General features: G+C 65.6%; 27 protein-coding genes and 1 pseudogene. 16 read left to right on the top strand and 12 right to left on the bottom strand.

Features of this window, described 5'->3' with window-relative positions; genetic code table 11:
* Window positions 1-219 precede the first annotated feature (219 nt).
* The gene (gene sutA / locus ACPRTJ_RS11090) at window positions 220-543 is read left to right on the top strand and encodes a transcriptional regulator SutA (protein WP_043863351.1); all 324 of its coding nucleotides are present in this window, start codon (window positions 220-222) and stop codon (window positions 541-543) included.
* A 160-nt stretch (window positions 544-703) separates the two neighbouring features.
* Here the strand turns inward: sutA and ACPRTJ_RS11095 are convergent, their stop codons facing one another.
* From ACPRTJ_RS11095 to lptM, 6 genes are read right to left on the bottom strand one after another with little or no spacing between them, the layout of a single operon-like run.
* A complete protein-coding gene (locus tag ACPRTJ_RS11095) occupies window positions 704-1,399 on the bottom strand; it encodes an HAD family hydrolase (RefSeq protein WP_123753391.1) in 696 nt (231 codons plus the stop codon).
* On the bottom strand, window positions 1,396-2,295 hold the full coding sequence (gene xerC / locus ACPRTJ_RS11100; protein WP_078480655.1) for a tyrosine recombinase XerC: 900 nt from the start codon (window positions 2,293-2,295) through the stop codon (window positions 1,396-1,398). The genes ACPRTJ_RS11095 and xerC overlap by 4 nt, the downstream gene beginning before the upstream one ends.
* Window positions 2,295-3,032, bottom strand: coding sequence for a DUF484 family protein (locus tag ACPRTJ_RS11105; RefSeq protein ID WP_088514612.1), 738 nt, complete (start codon window positions 3,030-3,032; stop codon window positions 2,295-2,297). Before ACPRTJ_RS11105 ends, xerC begins: the two co-directional genes overlap by 1 nt.
* A 13-nt stretch (window positions 3,033-3,045) precedes the next feature.
* A complete protein-coding gene (dapF, locus tag ACPRTJ_RS11110; RefSeq protein WP_058541735.1) occupies window positions 3,046-3,876 on the bottom strand; it encodes a diaminopimelate epimerase in 831 nt (276 codons plus the stop codon).
* A gap of 4 nt (window positions 3,877-3,880) precedes the next feature.
* Entirely contained in the window at window positions 3,881-5,128 is a 1,248-nt protein-coding gene (lysA, locus tag ACPRTJ_RS11115) for a diaminopimelate decarboxylase (RefSeq protein ID WP_043863359.1), read from the bottom strand.
* A 13-nt stretch (window positions 5,129-5,141) separates the two neighbouring features.
* On the bottom strand, window positions 5,142-5,276 hold the full coding sequence (lptM, locus tag ACPRTJ_RS11120; RefSeq protein ID WP_043863360.1) for an LPS translocon maturation chaperone LptM: 135 nt from the start codon (window positions 5,274-5,276) through the stop codon (window positions 5,142-5,144).
* Between the two features lie 195 nt (window positions 5,277-5,471).
* Here lptM and cyaY point away from each other — a divergent pair, with 195 nt between their 5' ends.
* The 3 genes from cyaY (at window position 5,472) to rnk (ending at window position 6,594) form a co-directional block, all read left to right on the top strand.
* A complete protein-coding gene (cyaY, locus tag ACPRTJ_RS11125; protein WP_043863361.1) occupies window positions 5,472-5,804 on the top strand; it encodes an iron donor protein CyaY in 333 nt (110 codons plus the stop codon).
* 1 nt (window position 5,805) lies between these two features.
* Window positions 5,806-6,021 carry a DUF1289 domain-containing protein gene (locus ACPRTJ_RS11130; RefSeq protein WP_078480661.1) on the top strand — a complete coding sequence of 72 codons (216 nt, stop codon included), beginning with the start codon at window positions 5,806-5,808 and terminating at the stop codon, window positions 6,019-6,021.
* A gap of 153 nt (window positions 6,022-6,174) precedes the next feature.
* On the top strand, window positions 6,175-6,594 hold the full coding sequence (rnk, locus tag ACPRTJ_RS11135; RefSeq protein ID WP_043863363.1) for a nucleoside diphosphate kinase regulator: 420 nt from the start codon (window positions 6,175-6,177) through the stop codon (window positions 6,592-6,594).
* Here rnk and ACPRTJ_RS11140 read toward each other — a convergent pair whose 3' ends face one another.
* From ACPRTJ_RS11140 to ACPRTJ_RS11150, 3 genes are all read right to left on the bottom strand, one after another.
* A complete protein-coding gene (locus ACPRTJ_RS11140) occupies window positions 6,595-9,444 on the bottom strand; it encodes a class I adenylate cyclase (RefSeq protein ID WP_426428838.1) in 2,850 nt (949 codons plus the stop codon).
* Between the two features lie 197 nt (window positions 9,445-9,641).
* Complete coding sequence (locus ACPRTJ_RS11145) at window positions 9,642-9,890, bottom strand: TIGR02647 family protein (protein WP_043863365.1); 249 nt, start codon at window positions 9,888-9,890, stop codon at window positions 9,642-9,644.
* Window positions 9,891-9,978: 88 nt separating this feature from the next.
* Window positions 9,979-10,263 carry a hypothetical protein gene (locus tag ACPRTJ_RS11150; protein WP_043863366.1) on the bottom strand — a complete coding sequence of 95 codons (285 nt, stop codon included), beginning with the start codon at window positions 10,261-10,263 and terminating at the stop codon, window positions 9,979-9,981.
* A gap of 145 nt (window positions 10,264-10,408) precedes the next feature.
* Here ACPRTJ_RS11150 and ACPRTJ_RS11155 point away from each other — a divergent pair, with 145 nt between their 5' ends.
* On the top strand, window positions 10,409-11,071 hold the full coding sequence (locus ACPRTJ_RS11155) for a glutathione S-transferase (RefSeq protein ID WP_043863367.1): 663 nt from the start codon (window positions 10,409-10,411) through the stop codon (window positions 11,069-11,071).
* A gap of 42 nt (window positions 11,072-11,113) precedes the next feature.
* Here the strand turns inward: ACPRTJ_RS11155 and argH are convergent, their stop codons facing one another.
* Window positions 11,114-12,508 (bottom strand): argininosuccinate lyase, encoded by a 1,395-nt coding sequence (gene argH / locus ACPRTJ_RS11160; protein WP_426428841.1) that lies wholly within the window; start codon window positions 12,506-12,508, stop codon window positions 11,114-11,116.
* Window positions 12,509-12,726: 218 nt separating this feature from the next.
* On the opposite strand from argH, the pseudogene ACPRTJ_RS11165 reads away from it, so the two are divergent.
* The 8 genes and pseudogenes from ACPRTJ_RS11165 to ACPRTJ_RS11200 all read left to right on the top strand — a co-directional run.
* A pseudogene (locus ACPRTJ_RS11165) lies at window positions 12,727-12,834 on the top strand (sensor histidine kinase); the annotation flags it as partial.
* Window positions 12,831-13,577: a LytR/AlgR family response regulator transcription factor gene (locus tag ACPRTJ_RS11170; protein WP_043863369.1), complete on the top strand. Its 747-nt coding sequence runs from the start codon at window positions 12,831-12,833 to the stop codon at window positions 13,575-13,577. The pseudogene ACPRTJ_RS11165 and the gene ACPRTJ_RS11170, both read left to right, overlap by 4 nt.
* Window positions 13,578-13,694: 117 nt before the next feature.
* The gene (gene hemC, locus ACPRTJ_RS11175; protein ID WP_043863370.1) at window positions 13,695-14,636 is read left to right on the top strand and encodes a hydroxymethylbilane synthase; all 942 of its coding nucleotides are present in this window, start codon (window positions 13,695-13,697) and stop codon (window positions 14,634-14,636) included.
* On the top strand, window positions 14,633-15,400 hold the full coding sequence (locus ACPRTJ_RS11180; protein ID WP_253086259.1) for a uroporphyrinogen-III synthase: 768 nt from the start codon (window positions 14,633-14,635) through the stop codon (window positions 15,398-15,400). The genes hemC and ACPRTJ_RS11180 overlap by 4 nt, the downstream gene beginning before the upstream one ends.
* Window positions 15,401-15,446: 46 nt before the next feature.
* Entirely contained in the window at window positions 15,447-16,580 is a 1,134-nt protein-coding gene (locus ACPRTJ_RS11185; RefSeq protein WP_426428844.1) for a uroporphyrinogen-III C-methyltransferase, read from the top strand.
* Window positions 16,577-17,815, top strand: a complete 1,239-nt coding sequence (locus ACPRTJ_RS11190) for a heme biosynthesis HemY N-terminal domain-containing protein (RefSeq protein ID WP_058541740.1) — start codon at window positions 16,577-16,579, stop codon at window positions 17,813-17,815. Before ACPRTJ_RS11185 ends, ACPRTJ_RS11190 begins: the two co-directional genes overlap by 4 nt.
* A gap of 210 nt (window positions 17,816-18,025) precedes the next feature.
* Window positions 18,026-18,547, top strand: a complete 522-nt coding sequence (locus ACPRTJ_RS11195; protein ID WP_043863374.1) for a disulfide bond formation protein B — start codon at window positions 18,026-18,028, stop codon at window positions 18,545-18,547.
* Between the two features lie 232 nt (window positions 18,548-18,779).
* Window positions 18,780-19,250: an Rsd/AlgQ family anti-sigma factor gene (locus ACPRTJ_RS11200; RefSeq protein ID WP_043863375.1), complete on the top strand. Its 471-nt coding sequence runs from the start codon at window positions 18,780-18,782 to the stop codon at window positions 19,248-19,250.
* 25 nt (window positions 19,251-19,275) lie between these two features.
* Here ACPRTJ_RS11200 and ACPRTJ_RS11205 read toward each other — a convergent pair whose 3' ends face one another.
* The gene (locus ACPRTJ_RS11205) at window positions 19,276-19,941 is read right to left on the bottom strand and encodes an FKBP-type peptidyl-prolyl cis-trans isomerase (protein WP_116052410.1); all 666 of its coding nucleotides are present in this window, start codon (window positions 19,939-19,941) and stop codon (window positions 19,276-19,278) included.
* 227 nt (window positions 19,942-20,168) lie between these two features.
* Between ACPRTJ_RS11205 and ACPRTJ_RS11210 the strand changes: the two genes are divergently transcribed.
* Window positions 20,169-21,167 carry an AlgP family protein gene (locus tag ACPRTJ_RS11210; RefSeq protein ID WP_078480670.1) on the top strand — a complete coding sequence of 333 codons (999 nt, stop codon included), beginning with the start codon at window positions 20,169-20,171 and terminating at the stop codon, window positions 21,165-21,167.
* Here ACPRTJ_RS11210 and ACPRTJ_RS11215 read toward each other — a convergent pair.
* Window positions 21,143-21,619 carry a TIGR02444 family protein gene (locus ACPRTJ_RS11215; protein ID WP_100634252.1) on the bottom strand — a complete coding sequence of 159 codons (477 nt, stop codon included), beginning with the start codon at window positions 21,617-21,619 and terminating at the stop codon, window positions 21,143-21,145. The genes ACPRTJ_RS11210 and ACPRTJ_RS11215 overlap by 25 nt on opposite strands.
* A 50-nt stretch (window positions 21,620-21,669) precedes the next feature.
* Here ACPRTJ_RS11215 and ACPRTJ_RS11220 point away from each other — a divergent pair, with 50 nt between their 5' ends.
* Together ACPRTJ_RS11220 and ACPRTJ_RS11225 are read left to right on the top strand one after the other, a co-directional pair.
* On the top strand, window positions 21,670-23,580 hold the full coding sequence (locus ACPRTJ_RS11220) for an ATP-binding cassette domain-containing protein (RefSeq protein ID WP_043863378.1): 1,911 nt from the start codon (window positions 21,670-21,672) through the stop codon (window positions 23,578-23,580).
* Entirely contained in the window at window positions 23,580-24,167 is a 588-nt protein-coding gene (locus ACPRTJ_RS11225) for a mechanosensitive ion channel family protein (RefSeq protein WP_043863379.1), read from the top strand. The genes ACPRTJ_RS11220 and ACPRTJ_RS11225 overlap by 1 nt, the downstream gene beginning before the upstream one ends.
* Window positions 24,168-24,187: the final 20 nt, after the last annotated feature.

Genomic DNA, 24,187 nt, shown 5'->3' on the forward strand with positions numbered 1-24,187 from the left:
CATTGAACAGGCCGCTCACGGCGGGGTCAGCTGGTGAAGCAATGCCGGCAGCTCTTTCTTTTTGTCGGGCCCTGCACGGGCCCGCACGGTGCTCGCCAGGCGGTAGGGCGGGCGCCGCTGGCCGCGGGCTACCCGTGGCCCTGGATTTTTCCGGCAGTGGCCGCACCTGGCGCTGTTGGTCTATAACTTATCTGCTTTTCGCAAGTCATGAGGTAGAACATGAGCGACGATGATCTGGAAAACGACGACCTCGAAGTGGGCGACGAAGACGATACCGATGAAGGCCTGGAAGCGGCTGCCGACGACGTTGCCGATGACAGCGGTGACGACAGCCCCGCACCGGTAGCCAAGGGCAAGTCCAAGGCTGCGGTCTCGGTCGACGAAATGCCCAGCATGGAAGCCAAGCAGAAGGAGCGCGACGCGCTCGCCAAGGCGATGGAAGAGTTCCTGTCGCGTGGCGGCAAGGTGCAGGAAGTGGAGGCCAACGTGGTCGCCGATCCGCCCAAGAAGCCAGACAACAAGTACGGTAGCCGTCCTATCTGAGGGGTGCCGTCGAACAGAAGAGCCCGCCGTCGCTGCGGGCTTTTTTGTGGGTGGCGTTATCGGTTGCCGCTGCTGACGCTATGGCGGGGCAGGCGCGCTCCTACAACGATCACCGCAACCCTTGTGGGAGCGGGCTTGACCCGCGATGGGGCCAGCGGGGCTAACGCCAACTGAGCAACAGCTCAGGCAGCTGCGACAGGCGCTGGATCTCGGCATCCGGCTGCCCCTTGGCCGTCCACGCCTTGCCCTGCGGGTTGAACCATATCGCGCGCAGGCCGGCCTGCTGGGCCCCGGCGATGTCGTCGCCCGGGTGGTCGCCGATATGCACGGCATTGCCGGCCTCGGCCTGGCCCTGGCGCAATGCTTCGAGAAACGGCTGCGGGTCGGGCTTGCCGATGCCCAGGTCCTCGGCGCACAGGGCGAACCTGAAATAGTCGGCCAGCCCCAGGCGCCTCACGTCGGCATTGCCATTGGTAACCACGCCCAGGGTGTAGCGATGGCGCAGCACCTCCAGCACTGGCTGCACCTCGGGGAAGATATCCACCTGGTGGCGCGCATGCAGGAACACTTCAAAGCCCTCGTTGGCCAGGGCGTGGGCCCTGGCTTCGCTGTAGCCGACGTCGCTCATGGCATGGAACAGCACCTTGCGCCGCAAGGCGCTGATGCGATGCCGCAGGCCCGGCTCGGCCTGCACCAGGCGCTCGCGAATGGCATACAGGTGCTCCACCGGCACCGCGCCCAGGTCGGGTGCATTCGCCGCCAGCCAGTCGCGCAGCACGGCCTCGGCACTGACAATGACCGGGGCGGTGTCCCACAGGGTGTCGTCCAGGTCGAAGGTGATCAGCTGAATGCTCATGAGTCACTGTCCTTGCTGCGTTTGGCCCTTGGGTGGGCGCTGTCATAGACGCTCGCCAGGTGCTGGAAGTCCAGGTGAGTGTAGATCTGCGTGGTGGCGATGTCGGCATGCCCGAGCATTTCCTGCACCGCACGCAGGTCCTGGGACGATTCGAGCAGGTGGCTGGCGAAGGAGTGGCGCAGCATGTGCGGGTGCAGGTTCTGCCCCAGCTCGCGGCTGCCCGCCGCCTGGACCCGCAGCTGGATCGCCCGCGGGCCCAGGCGCCGGCCTTGCTGGCTGACGAACACCGCGTTGTCCTGCGGGGCGCTGATGCCGCGCAGCGCCAGCCACTTTTCCAATGCCTCTCGGGCTTTGCGGCCTACCGGCAGCACGCGGGTCTTGCTGCCCTTGCCATGCACCTGCACCAGGCCGGCTGGCAGGTCGAGCTGATCGAGATCGAGGCTGGTCAGCTCCGACAGGCGCAGGCCCGAGGAGTAGAACAGCTCGAGCATGGCCTGGTCGCGGCGGGCGAGAAAGTCGTCGTCCACCGCGCCTTCGAGCAATTGCAGCGCGCGGTCGGTATCGAGGGTCTTGGGCAGCCGGCGCTCGCCCTTGGGCGCGGCCAGGCCGTTGGCCGGGTCGTGGTCGCACAGGCCTTCGCGGTTCAGGTAGCGGTACAGGCCGCGCACCGCCGAAAGCATGCGCGCCAGGCTGCGCGACGACTGCCCGGCATGGTGCTGGCGCGCCACGAACTGGCGCAGGTGCTGGATCTGCAGGGCGCTCCAGCTGGCGATGCCGGTTTTCTCGCAGTAGGCCAGCACGTTGGCCAGGTCACGCCGGTAGGCCAGCTGGGTATGCTCCGACACCTGGCGCTCGTTGCGCAGGTGCGCGATGAACGCGTCCAGCTGGCGCTCCATCAGCGTACCGGGCGCAGGGTCTGGGTAAAGCGCGGTAGCACGCGGCCGAGCACTTCGGCGATGTAGCTCAGGAACAGGGTGCCGACGCTGCTTTTGTAGTGCTGCGGGTCGTGGCTGGCGATGGCGAGCACGCCATGCAGGCCCTGATAGTCGAGCGCGGCGACGGCACTGGAGCCGACTTCGGGGCGCTGGGCCTCGCCGAACAGGAAGTCCAGCTCGTGGTCGCGCAGGGTGCCGCTGACCGTCTTGCCCGCGCACAGCAGGCCGCCGATGGCCTGTTGTGCTTCGGTCGGGTTGACCCAGCGGCCCACGGGCGCCACGGTATCGCCGAACAGGATCAGGCTCACGAACGGCACCTTGAACTCCTGGCGCAGGCTGTCCTCGACGGCCATCACCACGGCCTCGAGGCTGTCGGCGTCGAGCAGGTCGAGGATCAGCCGGCGGGTCTTCTCGAACAGCCGGTCGTTGTCGCGGGCCACGTCCATCAGGTGCGAGAGGCGGTGGCGCATCTCGATGTTGCGGTCGCGCAGCAGCTTGAGCTGGCGCTCCACCAGCGACACGCTGTCGCCGCGCTGGTGAGGGACCTGCAGCTCCAGCAGCAGGTCGTCATGCTCGGCGAAGAACGCCGGGTTGGCGCGCAGGTAAGCCACCACGTCCTGGGCCCCGACGCTGGGCGTCGAGCCCTGGGCGTCGGAGGCTTCGGGCTCTGCGGTGGGCGTGTGGGGCTGGTCGGTCATGGCTGGTACTCACTCATAGGCGAACCTGTCCTTCATACACGCGTACGGCAGGGCCTGTCATCACTACAGGCCGGCCCGGGCCGCCCCACTCGATGGACAGGCGCCCTCCGGGCAGGTCGATCAGCAGCGGCGAATCCATCCAGCCCTGGCTGATGGCAGCCACCGCCGCGGCGCAGGCACCGGTGCCGCAGGCCTGGGTTTCCCCGGCGCCGCGCTCCCACACGCGCAACTGGGCGCGGTGGCGGTCGATGACCTGGAGGAAGCCGACGTTGACCCGCTGCGGGAAGCGCGGGTGGTTCTCGATCTGCGGGCCGAGGTCGTGCACCGGGGCGCTGTTGATGTCGTCGACGCGCAGCACCGCATGGGGGTTGCCCATCGACACGGCGGCCAGGTTGACCGTGCGACCGGCCACTTCCAGCGGGTAGCTCAGGGCCTGGGCGGGGGCGTCGAAGGGGATCTCGGACGGCACCAGGCGCGGTGGGCCCATGTCGACGCTGATCTGCCCGTCGCCGCGCACATCGAGTTCGATGATGCCGCTCTTGGTCTCGACGCGGATGCGCTTTTTCGCCGTCAGGCGCTTGTCCAGCACGAAGCGCGCGAAGCAGCGCGCACCGTTGCCGCACTGCTCGACTTCGGACCCGTCGGCGTTGAAGATCCGGTAGCGAAAGTCCACGTCCGGATTGCTCGGCGCCTCGACGATCAGCAGTTGGTCGAAACCGATGCCGGTGTGCCGGTCACCCCATTGCTTGGCGTGCTTGGGCAGGATGTGCGCGTGCTGGCTGACCAGGTCGAGGACCATGAAGTCGTTGCCCAGGCCGTGCATCTTGGTAAAACGCAGCAGCATGGGGTCACTCCGGCAGCAGGCTTTCGCCGGCAAACAGCTCGGCCACGGTTTCGCGACGGCGCACTTCGAAGGCCTGATCGGCATCCACCAGTACTTCGGCGCAGCGACCACGGGTGTTGTAGTTCGAACTCATGACGAAACCGTAGGCACCGGCCGAATGCACGGCCAGCAGGTCGCCTTCGGCCAGGTTCAGCGCACGGTCCTTGGCCAGGAAGTCGCCGGTCTCGCAGATCGGGCCGACCACGTCATAGCTGCGCGGCTCGCCATCACGCGGCTGCACGGCGGTCACGTCCATCCAGGCCTGGTACAGCGCCGGGCGGATCAGGTCGTTCATCGCCGCGTCGACGATGGCGAAGTCCTTGTGCTCGGTGTGCTTGAGGTACTCGACGCGGGTCAGCAGCACGCCGGCATTGGCCACGATGTAGCGGCCCGGTTCGAATACCAGCGCCAGGTCGCGGTCGCCCACGCGCTCGCGGATGGCCTTGATGTAGTCGCCGGCCAGTGGCGGCTCTTCGTCGCGATAGCGCACGCCCACGCCGCCGCCCAGGTCCAGGTGGCGCAGGTAGATGCCGCACTCGCCGAGGCGGTCGATCAGCGCCAGCAGGCGGTCGAGGGCATCGAGGAAGGGCTCCAGCGTTGTCAGCTGCGAACCGATGTGGCAGTCGACGCCGACGATTTCCAGGTTCGGCAGCTGCGCGGCGCGCACGTAGACTTCTTCGGCATCGGCAATGGCGATACCGAACTTGTTCTCTTTGAGGCCGGTGGAAATGTACGGGTGGGTGCCGGCATCGACATCCGGGTTGACCCGCAGCGAGATCGGCGCGCGTACGCCCATTTCGGCGGCAACCACCTGCAGGCGCTCCAGCTCGTCGGTGGACTCGACGTTGAAGCAGTGCACGCCCACTTCGAGGGCGCGGCGCATGTCGTCGCGGGTCTTGCCCACGCCGGAGAACACCACACGGTCGGCGCGCCCGCCGGCGGCCAGCACACGCTCCAGTTCACCGCCCGAGACGATGTCGAAACCTGCGCCCAGGCGTGCCAGCACGTTCAGCACGCCGAGGTTGGAGTTGGCTTTTACGGCGAAGCACACCAGGTGCGAAACACCCTGCAATGCATCGGCGTAGCTACGGTACTGGGCTTCGATATGCGCCCGCGAGTACACGTAGGTAGGCGTGCCGAAGCGTTCGGCAATCGCCGACAGCGCCACGCCTTCCGCGAACAGCTCGCCGTCGCGGTAGTTGAAAGCGTCCATGGGGATCCCTTAATCAGTGCTGGTGCGATTGCGACTTTTTGCCGTCTTTGCCGTCTTCAGGCAGGTACAGTGGGCCTTTCTGACCGCAAGCGGAGACGAGGCAGGCAATCGCGACTAGCGCCGCGAGGGAGGAAATCAGGCGCTTCATGGCGAAATCCTTTGAATTTAAGCAGTATTGCGCCCGAGTATACCGAGCGCCCGGCGCCTTGCCTATGTAGCCGCTGCGCCGTCGGACAGGCGCCCGTGCAGGGTGTCGGCTGCGGGCGTTAACCTTTGCATTCGTGGCGCGGCGCTCGTATCTTGCCCGGCTTGCGTGTGTGCAGACATTTTCGAGGTTCTTGCAATGAGTTTGAGCGAAGCGCGTTTTCACGACCTGGTCGACGCGACCCAACAGGCCCTGGAAGACCTGTTCGATGAAACCGACCTGGACCTGGACATGGAGAACTCGGCGGGCGTTCTGACCATCAAGTTCGACAACGGCAGCCAGTTGATCTTCAGCCGCCAGGAGCCGCTGCGCCAGCTGTGGCTGGCCGACAAGTCGGGTGGTTTCCATTTCGACTATGACGAAGCCAGCGGCAAATGGACCTGTGAGAAGACCGAGGAACTGCTCGGCGAGATGCTCGAGCGCATCGTCTGGGAGCGGGTCGGCGAAAAGCTCGACTTCGACGAGATCTGAGATGAGCACTGCTGCCAAACCGGCCAAGCCGCTGTACAGCAATGTCAGCCCGGCGGTGCCGTCGCCCTGCATCAGCCTGTGCCGGCTGGACGAGACCAAGGTGTGCCTGGGCTGCTTTCGGCATGTCGAGGACATTCGCCAGTGGCGCAGCGCCGACGACCAGCGCCGCCGCGAGATCTGCGCCCAGGCACAGGCACGACGCCAGGCGGCCGGCTAGGCTGCGACGGCGAGCCTCTTGTGTATTTATTGTGCTGTGGTAGTGTCGAGGTTGATCGGCCTGGCCGAAAAACATGCAAACCCCGCCCTTGGGCGGGGTTTTGCTTTATAACGCCCAGCACTTTTACCCATGAACAAGGAGTCTGACTGGATCATGAGCACCAAGCCTTCCCTTATCCTCACCCGATTGGACGTACAGCGTCTCGAGCGTCTGATCGATGGCCTCGATGAAAAGACGCAGGACTCGCCGGGTGTGCTCGCCCTGCAGGACGAGCTGGACCGCGCCGAGCAGGTAGTGAGCCACGAGGAGGTTCCGGCCGGTGTCGTGACCATGAACTCGCGCGTGCATTGCCGCGATGAAGTCAGCGGCAAGGACTACCACCTGACCCTGGTGTACCCGAAGGACGCCGGCGCCGAAGGCACGGTCTCGATCCTGGCGCCGATGGGCAGCGCATTGCTCGGCCTGTCGGTGGGCGAGCAGATCGACTGGCCGGTGCCCGGCGGCAAGACCCTCAAGCTCAAGCTGCTCGAAGTCGAGTACCAGCCCGAAGCCGCAGGCGACTTCGACCTCTGATCAGGCCGCTTCCAGCGCCTGGTTCAGCACCCGCTCCAGTTCCTGCTTGTAGCGCAGGTACAGGATGCTCGAGCCCTGGCCTTCGGCAAGCAGGTCGGACAGGTCCAGGTCGGTGATGTAGCAGCGGTAGCGCTGGGCGTCACGGCGCTGGCCGACGATCTCGCGGGCGACCACCGCATACAGCTGGTCGCCATACTCGAGCTCCGAAAACTCCTTCTGGTTGCAGTACAACGTCACCTGCAAGGCGTCTTCGACGCCTGCCTGGATGATCGCCTGCACTTCGTAGGCGGTGCTGCCCAGCGTGGTGGGCGGTGCCTGGCGCGGCTCCAGCTGGCGTGCCCGGCCGATACCGGAGGGCGACAGCTGATAGTAGAGGATGTCCAGCGCGCCCTGTGCCGGCAGCTCTTCCAGCGGCAGCCGTGCGTTGTGCCGGAACACCACCGATTGCAGAAAGCGCTGCAGCGGCAGCAACAGGCTGCTGTCGTCGTGGTAGGGCAGGCGTTGCTGCCACAGCGCATTGAATTCATCCAGCACGTAGACGTCGGCCCAGTTCTCCTGCACCCGGTAGAACACCTGCAGGCACTGCGGCTGGCCCTGGGGCAGCACCAGCGCCAGGTCGTGGTCTTCCAGCACGTTGGCGTCCAGGTGCAGCGGGGTGTACTCGGCACGTTCCTCGCCCAGGTACGCCAACAGTGCATCCTGACTGTCCAGGCTGACCAGGTTGACCGCCCCGTGGTGCAACTCCAGTACATGGGTGTGCTGCTGCACCTGTATCAGGTAGCGATGCCCCAGGCCTTCGGCAAGCAGCGCCTGAGCGGTGGCGAACACCTCTTCGACCCGCTGGGCGATGGCCTGGGCGCGGTTGTGGCAGAAGCAGCGCACGTTCAGCGTAGGCAGGTGGCCCTTGCTGCCCAGGCTGTTGAGGTAGTCACGCAGGTTGCGCATCAGGGCGTGCTCGCCGTCATACCGCTGCACCAGCACTTCGTTCCAGCTGTTGAGGGTCACCTGGTCCAGGGTCAGCACCAGGTTCTCGCGCACCCCGGCGTAGCTCAGCGAGTCGGTGCGCTCGGTGGTCATCAGGATATTGAGGTCGCGGTGATGCTGCAGCGGGTCGATGCCGACGTTGACCAGCAGCAGGATCTCGTCCGCCACGCTCGGTTGCAGCAGGCGCGCCTCGCTGACTTCCTTGAACGGCAGGGCCACGCTCTGCTGCAGGCTGCCCAGCAGGTTGAACAGCTCGTACTCGCTCAGGTCGCTGCTGCCGGGGTTGAGCGCCAGGCGCGTGGTGCTGTCGATCACCCCGTTGCGGTGCGCCCAGGCCAGCAGTTCGAGCAGTTCGCGGCAGCGCTTGAACGGCACGAACTGCTCCCACTCATGGGCGTTCAGGTTGCCGCTGTACAGGCTCCAATGGGTTTGCCCAGGCTCCTGGCGATTGGGTGCCTGGACCAGGGTCAGGGTGTCTTCGGCCAGGTCCGGGGCGATGCCCGGGTTGATGAACTCGACCTTGCCGGCGCGCCGCTCGAAGGCGGCGTAGAGGCGTCGGCCCAGCACGTTGAGGTCGCGCTGGTCGAGGCGCGTGGCAGCTTGCGGGTTGCGTGCGAACTGGCCGAGAAAACGGTAGCTGTGGTTGAGTTCGGCCACCAGGATGCGCCGTTCGGCTTCCACCTGGCGCACCTTCCACTGGCTGCGGCTGTCCAGCAGCAACAGCTGGCGCTCGTCCCAGCCCCACTCGCGGGTCAGGCGCTCGAGCAGGTCGCGCTGCCAGCCGCCGCTGCGCTGGCGCGCCAGCAGGCTGATCTTCTTGTTCACCTTCAGGTACAGGCTGCGTCGCACCAGCTCCAGGCGCTGGGCCTCGCCGCGGTGCTGCAGGTACTGCTCGATACGCCGGTACACCATCATGTACGGGTCCAGCTCGTCGAGGTCGAGGCGGTTGGCGAACACCGCCTGCTTGAACTGCAGGCTCAGGCACTGCACGTGCGGATGTTCGCTGGCATACACCTCGGTCAGCAGCAGCTTGAGCAGCGACTTGTAGGGTGACTCGATGCCCTTGAACAGCTGCCACAACCCGGCGCCCACGAACTCGCCGGGCGGGATGTGGGCCAGGTGGCCGAGGTCCAGGTTCTCGTCGGCGCGGATGAAGCGCTTGGACAGCAGGGTCTGGGTGTAATGCGCGTAGCTGCCTTCCTCGTAGACCGGCACCAGCCACCACAGCGGCGTGCGCCCGGCCAGCCACAGCGCGGTGCGGTAGAACTCGTCCAGCAGCAGGTAGTGCTGGGTGGTGCCGCAGTCGTCGGAACTCAGTGCGGTATTGCGCTCGCCGGTGACGAAGCGCTCCGGCTCGATCAGGAACAGGTGCAGTTCGGCGCCCTGGGATGCGGCCCAGACCTCCAGCAACACGCACTTTCTGCGCAGCTCGCTCAGCTCGGCCTCGCTGAGCCCGGGGGCGTGGCACAGCCACACGTCCATGTCGCTTTCATCGGCCTGGGCCAGGGTGCCCAGGCTGCCCATCAGGTACAGCCCCAGCAGCGGGCGCGGTGGCTGGCCGTGACGCTTGCGGTAGGTGAACGAGCGGGTCAGGCGCTGGGCCTCGGCCAGCGCCTCGTCGTCGGGCTCGTAGCACGAGATGCCCGCCGGAGTGGTGCCCGATACGTAGCCGGGCAGCAGCGGGTGATTGACGTGGAAGAACAGCGCCAGCAGGTTGAGCACCTGCTGCTGGCGGCTCGACAACCCTTCCATGGCGCGTGCCAGTCGACCCTGGTTGATGGCCAGGAAGCGCTTGCGCAACTGGCTGAGCACCTTGCGATCGATGCCTTCGTCGAGGTCGGGTCGAATTTCGTGGGGGTGGTTCATTGCAGGGCTCTAACTGGCCATCACGGGAGCAATGGCGAGTTTAGCCGCTACGGGGCGAGGGGCTGAAATCTATTTGGTTTCTGGCGCCATTTTGTCAGCGCCTGACGTATTGACCGGGTGTGGCCTTCGCCGGCAAGGCCGGCTCCTGTACCGATCTGCAGGAGCCGGCCTTGCCGGCGAAGGCTTCAGCGAAGCTCTCAAGCCGGCTCGGCGACCGTGTTCAGGATGATCAGCAACTGCTGTACGTTCTGCGCCGCATCGCGGCCCAGCGGGGTCAGGTAGCCGCCGTCTTCCTGGGTGATCAATTCCTTGGAGAACAGGCGCTTGGCGGCGGCAATCGCCTGGGGTGCTGCGGTGGCATGGACTTTCAGTCCTTCCTGCGTGCTGTCCAGGTTGAACAGCGCGAGTATTTCCAGTTCGGCAATCAGCTCGGGGGTAAACGACATAGATACTCCGGACTTTCCTGAAGTGGAGGGCAGCACCCTTGCAGGGGTACATGAAGTTGCAGTGTAGCCACGCCAGCCGGTAATTGCTTCAGTCCTTTTCGGGTGGTAACTCAGGCAGCGCACGCAGGGCGGTTTCGTACCACTGCGTATCGAACGCTCGGTCGTCCTCGAGCATGGCGTCGATCTCGCAGGCCAGCACGTGGGCCATCAGGTTGAGGATGTCCTCGCGCTCGTAGCCCACCAGCGTCAGCTTGTTGAACGTGGCCTTGGCCGCTGGCGGGTTGTCGTTCTCGATCTGGTTCTCGATGGCCTGGATCAGGGTCGATTCGGCGAACGCTTCTTCGTCATTGTCGATATCGGTGGGCTCGCTCATGGGCGCTCTCCTCGGAATGGGCATCCAGTTTGCCATGCAGTGCACGCCAATGCCTGGCTATCGAGCAACTGCATGATGCTGGTCAGTGCCTGCGGTAGCGTCTATAAAGGCCAGGCCAACCCCTTTCGGCCTGGAGGCATGTTTCATGCTCAAGCTTCACGGTTTTGCAGTCAGCAACTACTACAACATGGTCAAACTGGCGCTGCTGGAAAAGGGCGTGCCCTTCGAAGAGGTGCTGTTTTTCGGCGGCCCCGGCCCCGCATCACTGAAGATCAGCCCCTGCGGCAAGGTGCCGGTGCTGGAGACCGAGCACGGCTTTCTCAGTGAGACCAACCTGATCCTTGACTATATCGAGCAGACCCAGCCCGGCAAGGCGCTGCTGCCCGAGGGCGTGTTCGCCCAGGCCAAGGTGCGCGAACTGGCCAAGGAGATCGAGCTGTACATCGAGCTGCCGGCCCGAGCCTGCTACCCCGAGGCGTTCTTCGGTGCCCAGGTGGACCCGGCCATCAAGCAAAAGGCCAAGGCCGAGCTGCTGGCGGGTCTTGCCGCTCTCAAGCGCAACGGTGCCTTCGCTCCCTATGTGGCGGGCGAGCAGATGACCCTGGCGGACATCCTGTTCTGCTACAGCGTCGACCTGGCGTATGCGGTGGGCAAGAAGGTGTTCGATATGGATGTGCTGGCGGACTTCCCGCAGGCCAAGGCCCTGCTCGAACACTTCAAGCAGAACCCCAACGTGCAGAGAAACGCCGCAGACAAGGAAGCCCAGATGCCGGCCTTCCTCGAGATGGTGCGTACCGGCAAGCGCTGACTTCAGCGCAGCCAGGCCCGCCAGGCGGGCCTGGCGAATGCCTCAGCGGCTGGCCAGCAGTGCCTGGCCGCGGGCCACGGCTGCACGTACCTGGGCCGGTGCGGTGCCGCCGATGTGGTTGCGCGCGTTCACCGAGCCTTCCAGGGTCAGCACGGCAAACACGTCCTGCTCGATCTGGTCGCTGAACTGGCGCAGTTCGTCCAGGCTCATCTCGGCCAGGTCCTTGCCGGTGTCCACGCCGTACTTCACCGCGTGGCCGACGATCTCGTGGCAATCACGGAACGGCAGGCCGCGGCCTACCAGGTAATCAGCCAGGTCGGTGGCGGTGGAGAACCCGCGCAGCGCGGCTTCGCGCATGATCGCGTGCTTTGGCTTGATCGCCGGGATCATGTCGGCAAATGCCCGCAGCGAATCGCGCAGGGTATCGGCGGCATCGAACAGCGGTTCCTTGTCTTCCTGGTTGTCCTTGTTGTAGGCCAGCGGCTGGCCCTTCATCAGGGTCAGCAGGCCGGTCAGGGCGCCGAACACGCGGCCGGTCTTGCCGCGTACCAGCTCGGGGACGTCGGGGTTCTTTTTCTGCGGCATGATCGAGCTGCCGGTGCAGAAGCGGTCCGGCAGGTCGATGAACTGGAACTGCGCGCTGGTCCACAGCACCAGCTCTTCGGAAAAGCGCGACAGGTGCATCATCGCGATGCTGGCCGCCGCGCAGAATTCGATGGCGAAGTCACGGTCGGACACGCCGTCCAGCGAGTTGCCGCCCACCGCTTCGAAGCCCAGCAGCGAGCAGGTCAGTTCACGGTCGATCGGGTAGGTGGTACCGGCCAGTGCGGCGCTGCCCAACGGCATGCGGTTGGTGCGCTTGCGGCAGTCCACCAGGCGCTCGTAGTCGCGGCTGAGCATTTCGAACCAGGCCAGCAGATGATGCCCGAAGGTCACCGGCTGGGCGGTCTGCAGGTGGGTGAAGCCCGGCATGATGGTGTCGGCTTCGCGCTCGGCCTGCTCCAGCAGGCCTTTTTGCAGGCGGGTGATCTCGGCCAGGATCAGGTCGATCTCGTCGCGCAGCCACAGGCGGATGTCGGTGGCCACCTGGTCGTTGCGGCTGCGCCCGGTGTGCAGCTTCTTGCCGGTGATGCCGATGCGGTCGGTCAGGCGTGCCTCGATGTTCATGTGCACGTCTTCGAGGTCGATGCGCCAGTCGAAGTTGCCGGCCTCGATTTCGCCCTGGATGGTGGTCAGGCCGTCGATGATGCTGTCGCGCTCGGCATCGGTGAGCACGCCGACCTTGGCCAGCATGGTGGCGTGGGCGATCGAACCCATGATGTCGTGGCGGTACAGGCGCTGGTCGAAGGTGACGGAGGCGGTGAAGCGGGCGACGAAGGCGTCGACCGGCTCGCTGAAACGGCCGCCCCAGGACTGGTTGGTCTTGTCGGTGCTCATGGATTCACTCGTGTAAGGCGTGAACGGAAAAAGTGGCGCAGATGATAGCAGGGTTGCCGGGGCTCACGGGGCTCGGCGGTCGGCGCAACTGCGGGTTTGTGTCGCAGCCGGGGGCCACGACAGGGGCGATGCAAAAGGATATTTATCGATTGAACGGCAGCGTGCCTGCAACCGTCTACAGTTGGACAGAGGATTGGCAGGTTTCGCCCTCCCAGTGAATCTTTAGCCCTCGTGCGAGTCTGAGCGTGGATCGCCGTGACGGTCGTCACTTCACCTGTCTACGCTATCCTTGTGCGAGACTCACGCAGGAATCCAGCGCTATATGAATGTCCTGATCGTTGATGACGAACCCCAAGCCCGGGAACGCCTGAGCCGAATGCTCGGCGAGCTGGAGGGCTATACCGTGCTGGAGCCCAGCGCCACCAATGGCGAAGAGGCCCTGGCATTGATCGACAGCCTCAAGCCCGAGGTGGTCCTGCTCGACATCCGCATGCCCGGCATGGACGGGCTGCAGGTGGCGGCCCGGTTGTGCGAGCGCGAAGCGCCACCGGCCGTGGTGTTCTGTACGGGGGATGACGAATTCACCGTGCAGGCGTTCAAGGACAGCACCCTGGGCCATCTGCTCAAGCCGGTTCAGGCCGATGCCCTGCGCGACGCGCTGCGCAAGGCCGAGCGCCCGAACCGCGTGCAGCTGGCGGCGCTGACCCGCCCCGGCGCCGAAAGCGGCAACGGGCCGCGCAGCCACATCAGCGCCAGGACCCGCAAGGGCATCGAGCTGATTCCCATCGACCAGGTGATCTACTTCATCGCCGATCACAAGTACGTGACCTTGCGTCATGAGGGCGGCGAGGTGCTGCTGGACGAACCGCTCAAGGCTCTGGAAGACGAGTTCGGCGAGCGCTTCGTGCGTATCCACCGCAACGCGCTGGTGGCCCGCGACCGTATCGAACGCCTGCAGCGCACGCCGCTGGGGCATTTCCAGCTTTTTCTCAAGGGCCTCAATGGCGATGCCCTGATTGTCAGCCGCCGCCATGTGGCCGGCGTACGCAAGATGATGCAGCAGCTTTAGGGCGGGGCGGGAGCACTGCTTGACCAGGGACGGTCGACCCCTCCACTGACATAGATCTGCTAGCAGCCCGGATTGAGCTGTTATCATCCCGCGCATCTATCTCGTACGGATCGATCCATGTCCACTCGTGAAATCCGCATTGCCACGCGCAAAAGTGCCCTTGCCCTGTGGCAGGCCGACTATGTAAAAGCCCGCCTCGAACAGGCACACCCCGGCCTGGTGGTGACCCTGGTGCCGATGGTCAGCCGCGGCGACAAGCTGCTCGACTCGCCACTGTCGAAGATCGGCGGCAAGGGCCTGTTCGTCAAGGAGCTGGAAACCGCGCTGCTGGAGCAGGAAGCCGACATCGCCGTGCACTCGATGAAAGACGTGCCGATGGACTTCCCCGAAGGCTTGGGCCTGTTCTGCATCTGCGAGCGCGAAGACCCGCGCGATGCCTTTGTCTCCAACACCTATGCCAGCCTCGATGCACTGCCGGCAGGCGCCATTGTCGGCACCTCCAGCCTGCGTCGCCAGGCGCAGTTGCTGACCCGCCGCCCCGACCTCGAGATCCGCTTCCTGCGCGGCAACGTCAACACCCGCCTGGCCAAGCTCGATGCCGGCGAGTACGACGCGATCATCCTGGCGGCTGCCGGTTTGATCCGCCTCGGTTTCGAAGACCGCATCACCGCCAGCATCAGCGTCGACGACAGCCTGCCAGCCGGTGGCCAGGGCGCGGTAGGCATCGAGTGCCGCACCACCGACGCCGAAATCCATGCCTTGCTCGCGCCGCTGCACCACGCCGATACGGCTGACCGCGTGGTGGCCGAACGGGCCATGAACAAGCACCTCAACGGCGGCTGCCAGGTACCGATCGCCTGTTACGCCGTGCTCGAGGGCGAGCAGCTGTGGTTGCGCGGCCTGGTGGGCGAGCCGGCCGGTGGCCTGTTGCTCAGCGCCGAGGCACGTGCACCGCGCGCAGACGCGGATGCACTGGGTGTACGCGTCGCCGAAGACCTGCTGAACCAGGGCGCCGAAGACATTCTCAAGGCGGTGTATGGCGAGGCCGGCCACCCGTGAACGGCTGGCGCCTGCTGCTGACCCGGCCGGCCGACGACTGCGCGGCACTGGCCGCGACCCTGGCCCAGGCCGGGGTGTTCGGCAGCAGCCTGCCGCTGCTCGAGATCGAAGCGCTGCCGGTGACCGATGCGCAGCGCAGCACCGTGCTCGGCCTGGCCGACTATGCTGCGGTCATCGTGGTCAGCAAGCCGGCAGCCCGGCTCGGCCTGGCCCTGCTCGACCAGTACTGGCCCCGCACGCCGGCCCTGCCGTGGTTCACGGTGGGGGCGGCTACCGCCGCGATCCTGCAGGCCCATGGCTGCGAAGTGCACTTCCCGCCACAGGGGGACGACAGCGAAGCCCTGCTGCAACTGACCCGGCTGCAGGAAGTTTTCGCACAGCCCCAGCCGCGCTTTCTGATCATGCGCGGCGAAGACGGTCGCGAGCTGTTGGCCGAGCGATTGACCGCGCAGGGTGCTAGTGTCGATTATCTGCCCCTGTACCGCCGCTGCCTGCCCGAGTACCCGGTCGGCACGCTGATGCGACGCATCGATGCGGAACGCCTGAACGGCGTGGTGGTCAGCAGTGGGCAGGGTCTTGAACACCTGCGCCAGCTGGCTGGCAGCGACTGGTCGCGACTGGCCGCGTGGCCGCTGTTCGTGCCGAGCCCGCGTGTTGCCGAGCAGGCCCGCGCCGCTGGCGCACAGAATGTAGTGGATTGCCGTGGTGCCAGTGCCACGGCTTTGCTGGCGGCGTTGCAGGAAACCCCTGCGCCCGCCTCCTAAGGCGCTAAGCTGTCTGGCGAGGTGCCCCAATGCAAAGGATGGATACGTGAGCGAAACTGCCTTGCCCAACGATGATCTGCAGCCGGCGCCAGAAGCGCCCGCGCAAACGCCCGCCGCCCCTGCCAAGCGGGCCGGCACCGGTCTGGCACTGTTCGCCCTGCTGCTGGGTGCGGCAGGTGTCGCAATCGGTGGCTGGGGTGTCTGGCAGGTGCGCCACCTGCAGGGCGCCAACCAGCTCCAGAGCGAACAATTGCAGGCCTTGAATGCCCAGGCCCAGGCCTTGCAGCAGGGCGAGCAGCGACTGTCGTCACGCCTGGCCGACCTGCCACCGGCCGCCGAGCTCGAAGAGCGCCGGCGCCTGGTGGCGCAATTGCAGGGCGACCAGCAACGTCTGAGCCAGCGCCTGGAGACCGTGCTCGGTGCCAGCCGCAAGGACTGGCGCCTGGCCGAGGCCGAGCACCTGCTGCGCCTGGCCAGCCTGCGCTTGTCGGCATTGCAGGACATCACCAGCGCTCGGGCGCTGGTCGAAGGCGCCGACCAGATCCTGCGCGAGCAGAGCGACCCGGCCTCGTTCGCTGCCCGCGAACAGCTGGCACGCAGCCTGGCCACCCTGAACAGCGTCAAGCAACCGGACCGCACCGGGCTGTTCCTCAAGCTGGCCGCGCTGCGCGAGCAGGTAGTGCAGCTCACCGCCATGGCCCCCGAATTCGAAGAAGGCGGCGAACCGCTGTTCGGCCTGGCTGCCGACGGCGACGGTGCCAGCCGCTGGTCACAGTGGTGGGCGCAGCTGTCGCGCTACTTCCGTATCGATTTCAATGCCGACAAGAACGTCAAGCCGTTGCTGGCCGGCCAGGCCCTGAACCAGGTGCGCCTGGCCCTGAGCCTGACCCTGGAGCAGGCGCAGTGGGCCGCGCTCAACGGCGAGCCGAAGGTCTATGCCCAGGCGCTGGATGAAGCGCACAGCGTGCTGCTGGCCAACTTCAACCACGACAACGAGCAGAGCCAGTCGATGCTCGAACAGCTCAACGCGGTGGCGAACGAGCCGGTGTCGGTAGTGACGCCGGACCTGGCCGACAGCCTCGGTGCGGTCCAGGCCTACCTCGAGCGTCGCCACCTGCCCGCCGAAGAATCGATCACGCGCCAGCCGGCGGCACAAGGTCATGAGGAGGGCACCCCATGAAACGTGCCTACCTGTGGGTGGTGGTGGCGATCGTCGCCGCGACCCTGCTGGGTATCGCCGTGGCCCGGCATAGCGGGTACGTGCTGATCGCCTACGACAGCTTCCGCTACGAGTCGAGCCTGTGGGCGACCCTGGCCCTGCTGCTGGCCGTGGTGCTCGTTGTACTGATGGTGCGCTTCGTGCTGGGCCTGGTGTTCACCTCGGGCGGGGTGGTCAACCCATGGTCGCGGCGCAACCGCAGCCGGCGTACACGCCTGGCCATCGAGCAGGGGCAACTGGACCTGGCCGAGGGCCGCTGGGCCAGTGCCCAGCGCCATCTGCATCGCGCTGCCGAGGCCGAACGCCAGCCGCTGCTCTATTACCTCGGGGCGGCCCGCGCTGCCAACGAGCTGGGGCGCACCGAGGACAGCGACAACCTGCTGGAACGTGCCCTGGAGCGCCAGCCGCAAGCCGAGCTGGCCATCGCCCTGACCCACGCGCAGTTGCAGGTCGACCGCGGTGACACCGAGGCGGCGTTGGTGACCCTGCAGGCGATGCACGAGCGCCACCCGCACAACGTGCAGGTGCTGCGCCAGTTGCAGCGTCTGTACCAGCAGCGTGGCGACTGGAGCGCGGTGATCCGCCTGCTGCCGGAGCTGCGCAAGGACAAGGTGTTGTCTGCCGCGGAACTGGCCGAGCTGGAGCGGCGGGCCTGGGGCGAAAACCTGAGCCTGGCCGCACGCCGCGAGCAGGACGACCAGACCGCACAGCAATCCCTTGAACGTGCCTGGCAGCAACTGACCTCGGCACAACGCCAGGAGCCGCAACTGGTGCTGGCGTATGCCGAGCAACTGCGCCAGCTGGGCGCCGAAAGCGACGCCGAGAAGGTCCTGCGTACGGCCCTGCAGCGCGAATACGAAAGCCACCTGGCCCGGCTGTACGGGCTGGTGCGAGGCGGCGACCCGGCGCGTCAGTTGCAGACGGCCGAGGGCTGGCTCAAGCAGCACCCGGACGATCCCAGCCTGTTGCTGACCCTGGGTCGTCTGAGCCTGCAGAATCGTCTGTGGGGCAAGGCGCGCGACTACTTCGAAGACAGCCTGCGCCGGCAGCGCAACCCTGAGGCCTGCGCCGAGCTGGCCCGTCTGCTGGCCGGCCTGGGCGACACCGAGCGCAGTAACCAGCTGTTTCAGGAGGGCCTGGGCCTGTTGGATGAGCGCCTGCTGGCCTTGCCCCTGCCTGAAGCCGTCCGGGCCTGACGTCGTACGGGTTTAGCCCCAGGTTAAACCCGTACTGTTTGGCTGGTTGCGGGGGTGGGTAACTTTTCGCTGAGTTACAGAGGAAATATCCACCTCAACTCTTCGACACTTCCCTTATGTTTCAGCGCTTTATCGCGCCTGTCGTGCCTTGAAACAAGGCTCGATTTTCCTCTACCGTTGTTACATGTCTTTCCCGCACCTGGACTTGCCATGCCATTGGCCTGTTTGCGCTCATTGTTCTCCCTGGCTTTCGTCGCGTCGTTACTGATTCTCGCCGGTGCGTTTTACCTCGAATTCACCAAAGGGCTGGTGCCTTGCCCGCTGTGCCAGAGCCAGCGTGTATTGCTGGTTGTGTTTGCCGGTGTCTGCCTGGCCGCGCGCCTGCATGCACCGGGTCAGCCGGGTGCGCGTCGCTATGCGGCTGCGGCGTTGGGCCTGGCGCTGGGGGGCGGCTTGCTGGCGGTGCGCCAGATCTGGTTGCAGGGCAGCGGGGTGGCGGCGGGTGAGGCCTGCTCGATGCCCCTCGGTGCGCTCATCGAGCAAGGCAGCCTTGCCGACGTGCTGCACGCCATGCTGCTCGGTTCGGCCGATTGCGCTTCGATCACCTGGAGCTTTCTGGACCTGAGCCTGCCGGAGTGGAGCCTCCTGGCCTTCCTGCTGCTGGCGGCGCTGGCGTTGGCGCGGCTGCTGTACGTGCAGCCAGCGGCCACGGGCAAGTCATTGAAACCCTGATGCTTGCCGGCGGGGGCCAGGCAATCGACCGATGGCCGCGGGTGCGGCGATTAAACACTTGTATGAAACTTGTCGCCTGCGTACCTTGAAGGCAAGGGCGCGCGGGAATAATCTCCCTTGCACGCATACCCAAAACACTGCTGCTCGATGCCGTTCTGCTGCTTTCTCCCTTTGTTGTGCATACCTCGCACGACGGGGCGCAGCGGCATGACCCAGAAGGGAAGACACCGCCATGTTAGATAGTTGTCAGAATGCTCAGGAACGCTGGGGTGGGGTTCACAAGCTGATTGACCGCTGGCTGGACGAGCGGGCCGAACTGGTCACGGCCTTTCGCGCATTGCGCGATGCCAAACCGGCTTTTGCGGACAAGGATAAGAACCTCGGCTTCTGCGCGATACTGGTCGATTACGTCTCCGCCTGGCACTTCGAGGTCAGTGAGCAGTTGGTGGCTGAAGCCAAGGCGTTCGGAGATGACAAGGGCCTGGAACTGGCGAAGCAGATCAGCCCTCGTATCAGTGCCATTACCGATATCGCGTCGGCTTTCAACGATCACTGCGACAAGGGCAACTGTACCGACCAGGAGCGCTTCGCCAAGAAGCTCAGCGAGCTGGGCAGCCTGCTCCACGAGCGCTTCGAGCTTGAGGATTGCCTGATCGAAGTGCTGCACAACGCGCACAAGGAAGAAGAGGCCGTCCAGGCCTGACCCCTGTCTCCTCCGTTGCCGACATTCAGTCGGCAACCCCCAGTAGTTCGATCTCGAAGATCAGTGGCGTGAATGGCGGAATCAGATCGCCTGCGCCATCGGCTCCGTAGGACTTGGCCGACGGAATCACCACACGCCATTTCGCCCCGACAGCCATCTGTGGCAACGCCACCTGCCAGCCCTCGATCACACTCTTGAGGCTGAACCACTGCGGTTGTTCGCTCTGGTCGAACACGCTGCCATCGGGCAGCTTGCCGACGTAGCGTACCTGCACCCGGCCATCGGCTCTGGGTGAGGCACCATTGCCCTTGACCAGTTCGGTCACCAGTACGCCTTCGGGTAGTTCTCGTACTCCGGCACGGGCGCGTTCGGTGGCCAAGTAACGGGTTTCCACCGCCATCAGCATTTCCACCTGCGACTGCTCGGCGGCCTCGCTGGCCTGGGCCTCGTGCTGGCTGAGAATCGCTTCGCGCCGTGCCTGGCTGATTGCCAGGGGCTTGTTCGCGTAGGCCTGTTGCAACCCCTGGATCAAGGCATCGAGCTGCAGCTCGGGCATCTCGTTGCGCAACCGTTCACCCAGGCTGGCGCCGACGCTATAGGACAGGTCGTGAGCACTTGCCGGTGGCTCGGTGGTGTCTGCGAATGCGCAGGGCAGGGCGAGCAGCAAGGGCAGTAACAGGTAGCGTGGCACAGGCTCACTCCAGGTGGTTTGAGTGCATGGTGAGGGCCGGATGAATCTTTGCATAGAGCAAATTCCGACAGCCTTTTTAACAGCATCTACACTTGTGCGCAGCTGCAGCCATAACAACTTTGCCCAGGCATGCAACGCGGCGTCCTACTTACTGTCAACATGCCCTAGCGGCGGTAGCAGCAGAAGGTCTAGTATGAGCCGCATTCTCGTCAGCCAGGAGGTAAGCCATGTCGGCCAGTAAGAAGCCAGTCAGTACGCCATTACACCTGCTACATCAACTCTCGGGCAGTTTGCTCGAGCATCTGGAAAGTGCCTGCTCGCAAGCACTGGCTGATGCTGAAAAACTGTTGGCCAAGTTGGAAAAACAACGGGGCAAGGCGCAGGAAAAACTTCACAAGTCGCGTCTCAAACTTCAGGACGCTGCGGTCGCCGGCAAGAACAAGGCGCAGAACAAGGCCAAGGGCGCCGTAGGCGAACTGGAAACCCTGCTCGATTCGCTCAAGGATCGCCAGTCGCAAACCCGCCTGTACATCGTGCAGCTCAAGCGTGATGCGCAGGAAAGCCTGAAGCTCGCCCAAGGCGTCGGCAAGGTGCAGGAAGCAGCGTCCAAGGCCCTGACCTCGCGTTCGGCCAAGGCTGCTCCGGTAGCGGCCAAGTCGGCCACCAAGGCCCCGGCCCGCAAGGCTGCAGCCAAGCCAGCCGCTACCAAAGCCGCCGCCAAGCCAGCGGCCAAAACTGCCGCGGCCAAGCCAGCCGCTGCCAAGGCTCCGGCCAAGCCAGCTGCCAAACCTGCAGCCGCCAAGGCTCCGGCAAGGTCTGCTGCCAAACCCGCAGCCGCCAAGGCCCCCGCCAAGCCAGCTGCCAAACCTGCCGCTGCCAAGGCGCCCGCCAAGCCAGCTGCCAAACCTGCTGCGGCCAAGGCTCCGGCCAAGCCAGCTGCCAAACCTGCTGCGGCCAAGGCGCCTGCCAAACCTGCAGCCGCCAAGCCAGCTGCCAAACCCGCCGCTGCCAAGGCTCCGGCCAAGCCAGCTGCCAAGCCTGCTGCTGCCAAGGCCCCCGCCAAGCCCGCCGCTACCCGCGCACCCGCCAAGCCGGCCGCCAAACCCGCTGCTGCCAAACCGGCGACTTCGGCACCTGCTGCGGCCACCACAGCCGCACCTGCTGCTTCGCCTGCCGCTGCACCCGTGACGACCCCAGTGACTCAGTCGCCCTCGACTGCTTCCTGATCCGCCACCGCCACGACGCGCAGCACCTGCAGCGCGTCGTGGTGCCGGGTGCCCTGGGGGGCCAGCACGGCCAGCCAGTCACCTGCCACACCCTGATTCATCCAGCCTTCGCTAGCCTGTTGCAGGCGCGCCAGCAATGTTCGCTCCGCCTCCAGTTCCAGTGCCTTGACCTGCCCGCGCAAGTGCGCCAGCTGCGGGTCGTGCTGCGCGTCTGCACGCCATTGGCGGCGCAGTTGACGCAGCGGTGTCACCACATGCTGCTGCCAGGCAGCGGCCAGCTGTTGCAGGTGCTGTACGCGCTCGGGGGTCACCCCGGCCCTGCGGGCTTCAAGCCACGCCCCGCACAGCAGAAGGCACACATCGGCCCCTTCGTCCTGCAAGGCCAGGCAGGCAGCTTCCACGCCCGGCCGGGCGTACAGGTGCAGAGCGAAATTCCACAGGTCGGTGTGCATGGTCCTACTCGCGCCAGTTGCCATCGAAGCTGGTAGACTCCGCGGCCATTATGATCAGACTTTCGAACCTCACTTTACAGCGTGGTCCCCAGCGCCTGCTAGAAGGCGCCGAGTTGACCCTGCACGCCGGCCAGAAAGCCGGCCTGATCGGTGCCAACGGCGCCGGCAAATCCAGCCTGTTCGCCTTGCTGCGCGGTGAGCTCACGCCCGATTCGGGCGAATGCCAGCTGCCCGGCGACTGGCGCATCGCGCACATGCGCCAGGAGGTCGATACCCTCGATCGCCTGGCGGTGGACTATGTGCTCGATGGCGACGTGCGCCTGCGCGAGGTACAGGCTGCGCTCGCAGCCGCCGAGGCCGCGCACGACAACAATGCATTGGCCCGCCTGCATGTGGAGCTCGACAGCGCCGACGGTTATACCGCCGATGCCCGCGCCCGCAAGCTGCTGGCCGGCCTGGGCTTCAGCAACGAACAGATGGACCGGCGCGTCGGCGACTTCTCCGGCGGCTGGCGCATGCGCCTGAACCTGGCCCAGGCACTGATGTGCCCCAGCGACCTGCTGCTGCTCGACGAGCCCACCAACCACCTGGACCTGGATGCGATCCTGTGGCTTGAAGACTGGCTCAAGAGCTACCCCGGCACGCTGCTGCTGATTTCCCACGACCGCGATTTCCTGGATGCGGTGGTCGACCACGTGGCACACGTGGAACAGTGCAAGCTGACCCTCTACCGCGGCGGCTACAGCGCCTTCGAGCGCGCCCGTGCCGAACGCCTGGCGCAACAGCAGCAGGCGTACGAGAAGCAGCAGGCGCAACGCGCCCACATGGAAAAGTACATCGCCCGGTTCAAGGCCCAGGCCACCAAGGCGCGCCAGGCACAAAGCCGCATCAAGGCACTGGAGCGCATGGAGGAGCTTTCGGCGGCGCATGTCGACTCGCCGTTCGACTTCACCTTCCGCGAGTCCGAGAAGATCTCCAGCCCGCTGCTCGACCTTGCCGAAGCCCGCTTGGGCTATGGCGAAAAGACCGTGCTGGAGAAGGTCAAGCTGCAGCTCACCCCGGGTGCGCGCATCGGCCTGCTGGGCCCCAACGGCGCCGGCAAGTCGACCCTGATCAAGAACCTGGCCGGCGAGCTGGAGCCGCTGGCCGGACGCCTGGTGCGCGGCGAGAACCTGGTGGTGGGCTACTTTGCCCAGCACCAGCTCGATTCGCTGGACAGCAAGGCCAGCCCCCTGCTGCACCTGCAGCGCCTGGCCCCCACCGAGCGCGAGCAGACCCTGCGCGACTTCCTCGGCGGTTTCGACTTTCGCGGTGCGCGCATCGACGAGCCGGTGCTGAACTTCTCCGGCGGCGAAAAGGCCCGCCTGGCCCTGGCGCTGATTGCCTGGGAGCGGCCCAACCTGCTGCTGCTCGACGAACCGACCAACCACCTGGACCTGGAGATGCGCCTGGCACTGACCATGGCCCTGCAGGAGTTCAGTGGCGCGGTACTGGTGGTGTCCCACGACCGTCACCTGCTCAAGAGCACCACCGACGACTTCCTGCTGGTGGCAGACGGCAAGGTCGAGACCTTCGATGGCGACCTCGACGACTACACCCGCTGGCTGGTCGAGTATCGTCAGCGCAATGCCCCGGTCAGCACCACACCGGTCAACCCCGACAAGACCGACAAGAAGGCCCAGCGCCAGGCTGCGGCGGCGTTGCGCCAGCAACTGGCCCCGCACAAGCGCCAGGCCGACAAGCTCGAAGCCGAGCTGGCCAAGTTGCATGAAGAGCTGGCCGGGGTCGATGCCAGCCTGAGCGACAGCGCGCTGTATGAAGCGGCGCGCAAGGACGAGCTGCGCGAGCTGCTGGCCCGCCAGGCCAAGCTGAAGGTGCGCGAAGGCGAGCTGGAAGAAGCCTGGATGCAAGCGCTCGAAGTGCTTGAAAGCATGCAGGCCGAGCTGGAGGCGTTGTCCTGATGGAGTCGATGCAGGGATTGCTGCCGGTCGAGTGGATCGGCCCCTTCTGGATGGGCCTGCAGATACTGCTGATCCTGGTCGCGGCGTACCTGCTGCAACGCCTGGTGGCGCGCTGCCTGACTCGCCTGAGCGAGCGTTACCCGTTGCCGCCGGAGCTGATGGTGCCGCTGCGCGGCGGCTTGCGCTGGCTGATCATGGGCAGCGCGCTGATCTTCGTGCTGGAGCGCCTGGGTGTTTCGGCCACGGTGCTGTGGACGGCCCTGTCGGGCTTTGTCGCGGTGGCGGCGGTGGCCTTCTTCGCGATGTGGAGCGTACTGTCCAACCTGCTCTGCGCGGTGCTGATCTTCACCGTGGGGCCGTTTCGCATCGGCGACGTTGTCGAGCTGGTCGAGACACTCGACAAGCCGGGGGTCAAGGGCCGCGTGACCGCGATCAACCTGCTGTTCACCACCCTGGTCGAACTGCCCGAGGCGGGCGGCGCACTGGTGCAGGTGCCCAACAGCCAGTTCTTCCAGAAGAGCGTGCGCCGCTGGCGCGGTTCGGACGGCCTGGCCGTGGTAAGCGAAAGCCCGAAACCCGGGGCCTGAACACCGGCTGCAAAAAAATG

This window comes from Pseudomonas palmensis, assembly GCF_049942755.1.
Classification (GTDB): Bacteria; Pseudomonadota; Gammaproteobacteria; order Pseudomonadales; family Pseudomonadaceae; genus Aquipseudomonas; species Aquipseudomonas palmensis.